General features: G+C 52.0%; 6 protein-coding genes and 1 pseudogene. 4 read left to right on the forward strand and 3 right to left on the reverse strand.

Features of this window, described 5'->3' with window-relative positions:
• The first annotated feature begins 232 nt into the window (after positions 1–232).
• The 4 genes from FH871_RS16600 to FH871_RS16615 all read left to right on the forward strand — a co-directional run bounded on the left by FH871_RS16600 (position 233) and on the right by FH871_RS16615 (position 9,169).
• The gene (locus FH871_RS16600) at positions 233–2,821 is read left to right on the forward strand and encodes a galactose oxidase (protein WP_171062864.1); all 2,589 of its coding nucleotides are present in this window, start codon (positions 233–235) and stop codon (positions 2,819–2,821) included.
• A 238-nt stretch (positions 2,822–3,059) separates the two neighbouring features.
• On the forward strand, positions 3,060–5,519 hold the full coding sequence (locus FH871_RS16605; protein WP_138992543.1) for a glycoside hydrolase N-terminal domain-containing protein: 2,460 nt from the start codon (positions 3,060–3,062) through the stop codon (positions 5,517–5,519).
• A gap of 27 nt (positions 5,520–5,546) precedes the next feature.
• Positions 5,547–7,787, forward strand: coding sequence for a c-type cytochrome (locus tag FH871_RS16610; RefSeq protein WP_138992544.1), 2,241 nt, complete (start codon positions 5,547–5,549; stop codon positions 7,785–7,787).
• A 95-nt stretch (positions 7,788–7,882) separates the two neighbouring features.
• A complete protein-coding gene (locus FH871_RS16615) occupies positions 7,883–9,169 on the forward strand; it encodes a glycoside hydrolase family 71/99-like protein (RefSeq protein ID WP_138992545.1) in 1,287 nt (428 codons plus the stop codon).
• Between the two features lie 9 nt (positions 9,170–9,178).
• Here FH871_RS16615 and FH871_RS16620 read toward each other — a convergent pair whose 3' ends face one another.
• The 3 genes and pseudogenes from FH871_RS16620 to FH871_RS16630 all read right to left on the reverse strand — a co-directional run.
• Complete coding sequence (locus FH871_RS16620) at positions 9,179–9,871, reverse strand: thiopurine S-methyltransferase (RefSeq protein ID WP_138992546.1); 693 nt, start codon at positions 9,869–9,871, stop codon at positions 9,179–9,181.
• A 242-nt stretch (positions 9,872–10,113) separates the two neighbouring features.
• A complete protein-coding gene (locus tag FH871_RS16625) occupies positions 10,114–10,629 on the reverse strand; it encodes a hypothetical protein (RefSeq protein WP_138992547.1) in 516 nt (171 codons plus the stop codon).
• A 5-nt stretch (positions 10,630–10,634) separates the two neighbouring features.
• Positions 10,635–11,891, reverse strand: a pseudogene (locus FH871_RS16630) (TCR/Tet family MFS transporter); the annotation flags it as partial.
• Positions 11,892–11,930: the final 39 nt, after the last annotated feature.

The following is an 11,930-nucleotide window of genomic DNA, read 5'->3' on the forward strand; positions in this document are numbered from 1 at the left end:
CTTAATTAGCAGGGCTTCACTCTGTGTTTTATCACTATTAATATGGTTTTTTTATAATTTAATGCCTTCTGCCCGGACCTGGGTGAGACCCTTCAGGGGTTTTGACAGGAGGTGAATATTGGATAACTTAGGGGCATTGGCGGCATCAGTCGTCTCGAATAGAATAAGCCGCAGCATGAAAGGCGACGCTCAAAGAGCCCAACAATACCGATTGGCGGGCTGGATAACCAGAATGATGGAAGGCTTTCCCGAAACGTTGTCCAGTCCGTTCCTGCGTTTATCTTTTTATACCGTCGCCCTACTGCTGGTGGTCACTACTTCCGCAACGGCTCAATCCTACGGGTTGCGCTTCGCAGGTCACGAAGAAATTCAGGACAACCGGACTTCGCTGGATTTGACGCCCGAAAAACCGCTGTGTCTCAACGGCAACGTCGAACTGTCGTTTGATGTGTCACTGGCGGCCAGCTATAAAACGTATTTTGGCTACATTTTCAGGATTATTCAGGACGAGAAGCAAAACCTGGATCTGCTGTACGACCAGAAGTCGCTCAACTTCAAAATGATCATTGGCGAACGGTTTTCTCCATCCGTTATCAAGCTCGATTCGGCGCATGTATTCAACCATTGGAATCATTTTAAACTCCAACTGGATCTGAAAAACCGCACCATGAGTGTTTACGTAAATAACAAAAGGGTTATTACCGATAAAATCGCATTCAAAGAATCCGGATGTTTCAGGATCTTTTTTGGCAGCAACGAATTCCGGGAGTTCAAATCGAAAGATTTGCCGCCGATGGATATCAAAGACATCAGCCTGTCTGAAAATGGCCAACGGATTCATGATTGGCCGTTGAATGAAGTCAGAGGAACAACCGCAAAAGATGAGCTTTCCGGGCAGCCGGCCGTCGTTAAAAATCCCGTCTGGATTAAAGCACTGCACAATGAATGGAACGTGGCGGATCAGTTTACGCTGAAAGGCCGGGCCACCGTAGCGTTTGATCCGGCGTCTGAAACCGTATGTGTTACGGGGTCGGATGCGCTTTATCAGTATTCGGTGCGAAACCGGCAGGGTGTTCTCCAGGGGCAAAAAACTCCTCCCAAAAGCTTTTTTCTGGGTAGTCAGGCCGTCTACAATCCTTTTACCGCCCGGTTTTATGATTATTACGTCGACCAGAAAGCCGTGTCGGTGTATGACCCCGTTTCACGTAGCTGGACCACCGAAACCATGACGCCCAGCCCGGTGAAAGTGACCGAATACTGGCACGCGAACCAATTTGTTTCCGGGCTTGATTCATCCCTGTATATTCTGGGCGGTTATGGCCAGTTAACGTATAAAAACAGCATCTTTCGCTATCACTTTGCTTCCGGAAAATGGGAAACGCTGCCCACCCGGGGCGATGTTTTTACCCCCCGATATCTGGCGGCTTTGGGCACAACCGCCCAGGCCGACACCGCCTATTTAATCGGTGGGTACGGAAGCCTGACGGGTGAACAAATGGTTAATCCGAAAAGCAATTATGATTTGTTGCAGTATGTGGTGAAAGACAATACGTTCCGGAAACTGTATGAATTGAAGGTTCCGAAAACGGATTTTGCGTTTGCCAATTCCCTGGTGATCGATTCTAAATCGAAGACTTTTTACGGCCTTATTTTTCCGAATCAACAGTTTAAGTCACAGCTTCAACTGATTCGGGGTTCGCTGTCGGAACCGACGTATGAACGGGTCGGTCACTCGATACCGTACCCCTTCCACGACATTCACTCGTATTCAGATCTCTATTATTGCCCGATTAGTCAGAAACTGATCGCGGTTACGCTGTATCGGAATGAGCCGAACAACACCACGGATGTGAAGCTCTATACGATTTCGTTCCCGCCCAACAAATTGGAGGTGCAGACGGCTTCGGTAAAACCGTCGTCGGGCTCCGTTTGGCCGTGGCTGCTGGCCGGATTCGCCGTCGGTGCGGGCGCTCTGGTTTGGCGGTATGTCCGCACCAAACGTCGTTCCGCATCGAAAACAGAACTTGTACCGGTTTTCGACAATCACCCGGTTACCGCGCCAGGAAGTAGCTCTCAGGCTTTGGTGGTTGATCCGACGCCGAAAGCAAGCATTTTCTTTTTTGGCAATTTTCAGGTGCTGGATCACGCTGGAAACGACATTACCAAAGCGTTCACCCCCCTGCTAAAAGAGCTTTTTCTGCTGCTGGCGCTCAATAGCATCGACAAACAACGCGGGCTTCCGTCCGAAAAACTCAACGAAATTCTCTGGCCAGACAAGTCGGGTCGGGACGCGAGTAATAACCGCTCCGTCAACATCGCCAAACTAAGGAGTATTCTGGATAAAGTCGGTTTCTGCTCGCTCTCCAAAGAGTCCGGCTACTGGAAAGTGGAGTTTGATTTTAACCAGCTCTATGTCGATTATGAACGCTACGTGGCCATTATCAACAACAAAGCCGCGCTGACCAAACAGACGATTTTTGAATTGGGCGAAATCACCAAACGCGGTTCGTTTTTGCTGAACACCGAGTACTACTGGCTGGACGATTTCAAAGCCGATATTTCCAACAAAATCATCAACACCTTTCTGCAATACGCGGATAAATTAAGCATCAGCGAAGATCCCGAGTTTCTGATCCAGATTACAAACTTCATTTTTTATTACGATCCCGTCAACGAAGACGCCATTATTCTGAAGTGCAAAGCCTTGTCATTGATGGGAAAACACACGCTGGCGAAGAACACCTTCGAGAAATTTGTCCGGGATTACAAAGCCATTTACGGCGAAGAATACGAGCAATCGTTCTCGGCCATAATCGATTAGTCTGTGCTGGCCGGAAATGATTGATCCGATTTTCCGGCTGTTCTTCCGGTTTTTTGCCCCGTTAAGCGTTTATTAAGATTTTTTTAAGCTTCGCAGCCGTACTTCACACCGGGTTGTCGCTATAGGTATTGTTGGCAAATTTGTCGGGGCCATAACCGGTATGAAATTCTTCGCGCGGCCTTTGGTGAAGGAGTTCATCTCTTCCGAAACGGGTAAATGGCGATATTCTGGAATTCCTATGAAAAAAATACGACTACTCGGTCTTGTGTTGTTCAGCCAAATCGCGGCACTGGCGCAGCAACCGAACTCTTTAAAACTTTGGTACGACAAACCCGCCGGCAAAACCTGGACGGATGCCCTTCCCGTTGGCAACGGACGACTGGGCGCGATGGTCTACGGCAATCCGCAACAGGAAATCATCAAACTGAACGAGTCTTCCGTCTGGTCGGGTGGTCCAAACCGCAACGATAATCCCGATGCGCTGGCGGCCTTGCCCACCATCCGAAAGCTGATTTTTGAAGGCAAACACGCCGAAGCGCAGAAACTGGCAGCCGAGAAAGTCGAGTCCAAAAAGGCGCAGGGTATGATGTTCCAGCCCGTCGGAAACCTGAATCTGGCGTTTGCGGGTCATGATTCGTTCACCGATTATTACCGGGAACTGGATCTGGAGCGCGCGGTTTCGACCACGATGTATACTGTTGACGGTGTGCGCTACACCCGGCAGGTGATCGCTTCGGTTCCCGATCAGGTGATTGCCATTCGACTGACGGCCAGCCAGCCGGGCAAGCTGACGTTCACGGCTTTTATGAATAGTCCTCAAAAAACGGAACGCAAAACCGAGGGCAAAGACAAGCTGGTTTTGACCGGCATCACCAGCGACCACGAAGGCGTCAAAGGGCAGGTGCGGTTCAACGCTCATGTTAACATACGGCCGGAAGGCGGACAATTGAGTCCTACGGATACATCGGTTGTCGTAACCGGTGCCAATGCGGTTACCCTGTATGTTTCAATAGGGACTAATTTCGTGGATTATAAAACCCTGACCGCCAACCCGCAAGCTCAAGCCGACCAGCCTTTGAACCGCGTCATCACGCGACCTTTCAGTGCGGTTTTGAAAGGTCACGTGGCCGCTTATCAAACGTATTTTAACCGGGTAAAACTGGATCTGGGCACGACCGACGCGGCAAAGTTGCCAACCGATGAACGCATCCGGCAGTTTGCGTCGGGCAACGATCCGCAACTCGTTTCGCTGTATTTTCAGTTTGGACGGTATTTGCTGATTTCCTGCTCGCAACCGGGAGGGCAACCCGCTACACTGCAAGGCATCTGGAACCAGCAAATGAGTCCGCCCTGGGACAGTAAATACACGATCAACATCAACACCGAAATGAATTACTGGCCCGCCGAGGTCGCCAACCTGACCGAATTGCACGAGCCGCTGATTCAGATGGTGAAAGACCTGTCGCAAACCGGTCAGCAAACCGCCAGAGAGATGTATGGCGCGGGTGGTTGGGTGGCCCACCACAACACCGATTTGTGGCGGATCACCGGGCTGGTCGATCCGGTTTTCTACGCCATGTGGCCAATGAGTGGTGCCTGGCTCAGTCAGCATGCCTGGGAAAAATACCGGTATTCCGGCGACAAAACGTACCTGAAAACGGTCTATCCGGCGATTAAGGGAGCGGCTCAATTCTTCGTCGATTTTCTGATCGAAGAGCCTACGCATCGTTGGCTGGTGGTTAGCCCGAGCATGTCGCCCGAAAACGCGCCGACGAGCCGCCCGAATGTGACGATTGGCGCGGGGCATACGATGGATAATCAACTGGTTTTCGATATTCTGACGGCGGCCATGCGGTCGGCGGAAGCCTTGAATACCGATGCGGAATTTGTCAAAATTCTGAAAGAAAAACGCGCGCGGCTGGCTCCGATGCAGGTGGGGCAGCACGGACAGTTGCAGGAATGGCTGGAAGATCTGGACAATCCGAAAGACAACCACCGGCACATTTCACACCTGTATGGACTGTATCCGTCGGCCCAATTATCAGCCTATCGCACGCCCGAACTGTTCAGTGCGGCCCGGACGTCGCTCGAACACCGGGGCGATGTTTCAACGGGCTGGTCGATGGGCTGGAAAGTGAACTGGTGGGCGCGGCTGCTGGACGGAAACCGGGCGTATAAACTCATTACCGATCAACTTTCGCCCGTCAATGCACCCGGCAAAAAAGGCGGTGGCGGTACGTATACCAACCTTTTCGACGCGCATCCGCCGTTCCAGATCGATGGCAACTTTGGCTGTACGGCGGGCGTGGCCGAGATGCTGCTGCAAAGTCACGACGGCACCATTCACCTGCTTCCCGCTTTGCCGGATGTCTGGAAATCGGGTAAGATCAGCGGTTTACGGGCGCGGGGCGGTTTTGAACTGGTGGCCATGGAATGGAAAGAAGGTAAAGTGGCGAAGGTAACGATCAGGTCGAATCTGGGTGGGAACTGCCGGATTCGTGTACCAAATGCATTGAAATCCACTGGATTGGCCTTGAGAACAGCTCAGGGCGTCAATCCCAATTCGTTTTACCAGCCGGAAGAAACGGCCAAAGCGCTGATTTCAAGCCAGGCCACGCTGAATCCGTTGCCGATGAAGGAAACGCTCGTTTACGATTTGCCGACGCAAAAGGGAAAAACCTACACCCTGACGTTATAGCTATTTCGAAATTTGTAGTCTAGACCCATGAAAAAAACAATCTGGATCAGTGGCATATTGGCCGCTTCCATGCTGGCCGTAACGTGTCAGGTATCCCGGCAAAACGCCCAGGGCACGGCGCAAACCCGGACGAGTCAAACCGTTGAAACGGTTCCCGCGTTTACGGCCAACCCGTCACCGGCCCATTTGACGCCTGAGCAAAGTCTGAAGTCATTCCGCTTGCCCAAAGGCTATCACCTCGAACTGGTCGCCAGTGAGCCGATGATTCACGAGCCGGTGGCCGTGGCCTGGGATGGAAACGCCAGAATGTACGTCGTGGAGATGAATACCTACATGCAGGATGTGGACGGTTCGCATGAGCACGATCCGGTCAGCCGGGTGATGTTGCTGGAAGACACCAACAACGACGGAAAAATGGACAAAAGCTCCGTGTTTATCAATAAACTGCTGTTGCCCCGCATGTTGCTGTGCGTCGGTCACGAGCTGCTGGTCAACGAAACGGATACCTACGACATTTATAGTTACAAGGACACGGACGGCGACGGCGTGGCCGATCAGAAAAAACCGGTTTTTAACCCGGGGAAAAAAGCGCCCGGCAACCTGGAACACCAGCGCAGCGGTTTGGACTGGAATCTGGACAACTGGATTTACGTCACCGTTGATCCGGTGCGGTTTCGCTATACCAACGGGATTTTGAAAGCGGATTCGATTCCGAGCGGTTCCGGCGGGCAGTGGGGGTTGACGCACGACAATTACGGACGGCTGTATTTCTCGTCGGCGGGTGGCGAGGTTCCGGCTCTGGGTTTTCAGATCAATCCGATGTATGGTCGACTGGAATTCAGGGACCAATATAGTGAGGAATTCAACGCCGTCTGGCCGATCATTAAAACACCGGATGTTCAGGGCGGGGTGCAGCGCATCCGGACGACGGATACGACCCTGAATCACTTTACGGCCAGTTGCGGTCAGGTAATTTTCCGGGGAGACCGGTTGCCCGCCGATTTGTCGGGCGATTTGCTGATCAGCGAACCGGTCGGTCGGCTGATTCGCCGGGCGAAAGTCAGCAATAAAGCCGGCAAAACGATGCTGGAAAACGCGTATCAAAAAGAAGAATTCATTGCATCGACGGATATGAATTTCCGGGCGGTTAATATGTATACCGGGCCGGATGGCTGTCTTTACATCGTCGATATGAACCGGGGCATCATTCAGGAAGGCAACTGGACGCGGGAAGATAGTTACCTGCGGCCCCAGATCACGCGGTTGGGACTGGATAAAAACATTCAGCACGGCCGGATTTACCGGTTGGTCCATGACGGAATCAAACCGGGCACCAAACCACAGATGTTGGATGACGCCAGCAGTAAACTGGTCACCTACCTGGAGCACGCCAACGGCTGGTGGCGTGATAATGCCCAGAAAGAGCTGATTGTGCGGAATGATCAATCCGTGGTTCCGGCCTTGAAAGCGATGGCTACCGGACAAAAAACTACCTCCGCCTTAGGCCGGATTCATGCCTTGTGGACGCTGGAAGGACTAAACGCCGTGGATAAAACCGTCATTTTGAAAGCATTAACGGATGAGGATGCGCAGGTGAGAAGAGTGGGAATTCTGCTGGGTGAACCGTATTTGAAACAGAATGACGAGTCGTTGCTGGCGCGGTTGGGAGATTTGAAAACCGACCCGAGTTTTGATGTTCGCACGCAACTGGTGCTTTCGCTGTCGAATAGTTCCTTGCCCAAAGCCAAAGCCCTGGCGCAGGAAGTGATTGCCCTGGCACCCGACAATGAGATGGTGGCCCGGGTACAGAAAAGCCTGGACAAAAACGAAGATGTCAAGAGATTCGGACGGCGGCTGGGCAGTCTGGACGAAACCGACCGGAAGCTGGTGTTGAATGGCTCAACGATTTATAAGTCACTGTGTACGACCTGCCACGGTTCGGATGGCAAAGGGCTGGAAAGCAAAGCCGCCCCGCCGTTGATGGGTTCGCAACGCGTTCGCAACCGCAACAAGGAAATTGCAATCCGGATTTTGCTGCACGGTCTTTCCGGCCCGATCGACGGGCAAACCTACCCGGATGTGATGCCCGCGATGGGTGCCAATGATGACGAGTGGCTGGCTTCCGTACTGAGTTACATCCGGTACGAATTCGGTAGCAACCAGAATCCCGGCATACGTCCCGCCGACGTAAAAGCGGTTCGGGAACAAACCGCCGGACGCGAGAAACCCTGGACGCTGGAAGAACTGGTGAAACCAAATCAGAAATAAGCATCAGCGTATTGCCCTTTCAAAACCCGACCGGATGATGCTCTAAACCGCACGCGACCTAAGTAAACTAATACACTCGATTTTACTTTAATACCATGAAAAAACGCTTTTTCCTGGCCGGGATTTTTGTGGCCATTCTATTTGGTTTTGAGGCAAACAGCCAGCCTGCTGAAGTCAAATATGACGAAACCGGCTGTCTCTATACAAGTTACAACGGTTTGGTGATGGCGGGTTATCAGGGCTGGTTTGCCGCCCAGGGCGATGCGTCTGACCGGGGCTGGCATCATTATCAGAAACGGGGGAAATTCGAGCCGGGCTATGCGTCGATTGATTTTTGGCCGGACGTAAAAGAGTACCCCAATACCTACAAAACCGCTTTTCAATACGCCAATGGCGAAAGCGCAGCGGTTTATAGTCCCTACGATGAAACCAGTGTCGATCTGCATTTCAAATGGATGAAGGACTACGGCATCGACGGTGTGTTCATGCAGCGGTTTTTGTCCGAAATCAAGTCTGAGAAAGGCAAACGGCATTTCAATAAAGTGTTGGCGAATGCGCTGAAATCGGCAAAAAAACACCAGCGCGCACTCTGCATCATGTATGACCTCAGCGGCTCGACGTCGGCCGACATGGACATTTTGGTGAATGACTGGAACGAGTTGCAGCAACTTTTTGCACTGTTTAACAACCAGGAGAATCCGACGTATCTGCGGCACAATGGAAAACCGCTGCTGGCCATCTGGGGCGTGGGTTTTAACGATAACCGGCGGTATACCGTCGCCGATATTCAGGGTCTGGTGGAAAAGGTAAAAGGTCCCACCAAAAAAACATCGGTTTTGCTGGGTGTACCGTATTACTGGCGAACGATGACGAAGGATACCGAGCCGTCTGAACTGCTTCATCCGCTGATCAAAAGTGCCGATATTATCATGCCGTGGGCGGTGGGGCGGTATAATCCGGCGACATACGCGACGGTTTCGGGCCATACACTGGCGGGTGATGTGGCCTGGTGCCAAACCAATAAAGTCGATTACGTGCCGCTGGTGTTTCCCGGTTTCAGTTGGGGAAATTTGAAAAATAGCCCGAGTGTTTATAACCAGATTCCACGGCTGAAAGGTGATTTTCTGTGGAGTCAGGTGGCCGGAGCGAAGCAGGCCGGAGCACAAAGCTTATACGTCGCGATGTTCGACGAAGTGGACGAAGGAACGGCGATTTTCAAAACCCGAAAAGAAGGCGAATTACCACTGAACGGCGATGGCAAATTTGTCGGCATCGAATCCGATCTGGACTCTGATTATTACCTGTGGCTGACTGGTCAGGCCACCCACTGGTTTCATGGGAAAAAGGGCTATACAGCCCAAAAACCGGTCAGGAAAAAGTAAGACAATCCGTTACGAAAACTCGTAGAAACGGCGGCTGGCCGATTCATGGAGTGATGCATACGACGCGTTGTGGAGCTTCCGCATCATAAAACCGTGTTCCCGCAGAAAATGCAGATTGAATTTCCGCATCAGGCGGTGGTGGGACACTTCCGGGCTTTCAACGTGCTTGATGACGTAATTCGGAAAATACCCGTAGACCTCTTCCGGAGCAATGCTGAAAGGTGCCGTGTTTAGGGCCGGCGCATATTCCAGCGTGTTCAGAAAATACTCCGTTCCCGGAGCGGTCAGTGTTTCCATTTTTTGCAGGTACTCAACCCGCAGGGGAAGCGGTAACGCAACCAACGAAGCCCGGTCGTAAACGAGGTCAATCTCACCGACTTCTTCGGGCGTTAAGGCGAACAGATCTTTGCAAAAGATGGTCAGATTGTTCGAGATATACCGCTCCCCGACTTTTTCATACGCAAGCTGGTTTTCCGCAAAAAACTGCAGGATTACCTCCTCGACCTGCTCCACACCCACGACGCGTTCCGCAAATTGACTGAAGTACACCAGGTCGAGCGACCGGCCGCAGAGCGGCACAAAAATCGACTTTTCCATCAACGCAAAGGGCGTCAGGTGTTTCAGTACGTACGGGTGAACGTCCGGACGGTGGAAGCGGGTATTCGAATCTTCCCACGATTCTGCCCAGGCTTGCTTTTCCATTAGTACGTGTTGTTGTTCTTGTTGTTCAGTAGTTGTTGTTGCTGTGTCTTTCGACGCTACAAAGGTGGCAGATGGAGCGGCTTTTTTTTAGAGGGAATTTACGGAATCTTAAAAACAGGTACTTCTACGTACCGAAAGCGATGTAAAACGCAACCGCCGTCACAACAAGCCTGAAAGGAATGCCTATAGATAGCCCCGGGTTGTATCCGGGGCAGGCGCACGGATGAGGGGGAATCGGTGAGCTAGGGGGCGACTTCCAGTTTCAGAATCCGGTTATTAACCGTTCCATCGGTAATAACGGGTTCATCGTAGTAGTGAACCCGCATGTACATCCCGTTGCGAATAGGAATCCGAATCGAATCATTATTTTGAAAACCGGCCGCACTGCCTCCCCCCCGGATGTAATAGCCAAATTTTACGTTATTGACCATAAAGCTTTCATAATGATAATTCTGCCACTTGTTGCTGGCATCTTTATCCCGCCAGATTTTCTCCCAGTAACCGGTTACAATGCCCTCGGCTTTCAGGCAGTCTGGTGCTTCCAATTTGCTCTTCAGGTGGTTATAATCCCAGAAAGGTATTCCGAAAGTTACCACAGAGAGGCCGCAGGTGACAAAAAGGAGTATCTTCCGGTGTTTCCAGGAACGGAAAAAAATAAAAACGATCAGCGTGGCGGCAACGAATCCGGCGGAAATATACGCCCACAACCACTCTTCGTAGCCTTGGGCTGCGATGTCATAAATCGTACGGTATTGCATAGGTATTAAAGCCCGGAAGTCGATTCTTCCGTTTTGGGTACCAGTACTGGATCAGCTCCCAAGGCCTTTGCCACTAAAAAGACGCTGATGAGCGTCAACACTGCGCCCATGAGAAAGGGCGCTCCCGGAAAATACACCGGCGCTTCGGGTTTGGTAAAATACGCAAACAAATGCGTCATTAGCAAGGGGCCAACAATGGAAGTCATGCTCGCCAGACTCGTCAGCGCACCCTGCAATTCGCCCTGTTCATTGGGCGGTACCTGCGACGAAATGAGACCCTGAACGGCCGGACCCGCCAAACCGCCCAGTGCATACGGAATCATAAACGCAAACATCATCCAGCCCTGCGTGGCAAATGCAAACAGCGTGAACCCAAGGATGGAGAAGCTCATCCCGGTAAAAACCGCCTTACGCTGCCCCAGTTTCGGAATCGCGACCCGAATCAAACCGCCCTGAACGATGGCCACCGTCAGGCCGATGAAGCCGAGCGAATAGCCTACCCACGTTTCGTTCCAGCGAAATTTTTCGATCACATAATACGTCCAGGTCGATTGGGGCGCCTGACCGGCAATGTACAGCAGCACCATCGTGCTGACCAGACCCAGAATGGTGGGATACCGCTTCAACCGGGCCAGCGAGCCAATCGGATTGGCCCGTTTCCACTCAAAAGTCCGGCGGTGTTCCTGGGGCAACGATTCCGGAAGGATGAAATACCCGTAGATAAAATTCAGGAGCGACAGCCCCGCCGAAATCATGAAGGGAACCCGGCTGCCGTATTGACTGAAAACCCCGCCGATGATGGGACCCACGATGAACCCCAACCCAAAAGCTGCGCCGACCAAACCGAAGTTCTGCGCCCGTTTTTCCGGTGGGCTGACGTCGGCAATGTAAGCCGATGCCGTGGTGAAACTGGCTCCGCAAATACCGGCAATAAACCGGGCCACAAACAGCCAGGCAATGGTGGGCGCGAAGGCACAAAAGACATAATCGAGGCCCAGGCCGAAGAGCGAAATCAGCAGAACCGGTCGTCGGCCAAAGCGATCGCTCAATCCGCCCAGAATCGGGGAAAACACAAATTGCATGATCGCGTACGAGAACGTAAGCCAGCCGCCGTATTGTGATGCTTCACTGAGATCTCCGCCGGTCAGTTCTTCGATCAATCGGGGAACAATGGGAGCGATTACGCCAATGCCAGTGCAGTCAATCAGAATGGTAATGAAGATGAACGTCAGCGCCCGGTTGCGTTGTGGAGCCATGCGGTAAAATTTTGCCCAAAGTTACGGCTTTCTGCCCATTTTTGT

The sequence above is a fragment of the Larkinella sp. C7 genome, assembly GCF_006149005.1.
In the GTDB taxonomy this organism is placed as follows: domain Bacteria; phylum Bacteroidota; class Bacteroidia; order Cytophagales; family Spirosomataceae; genus Larkinella.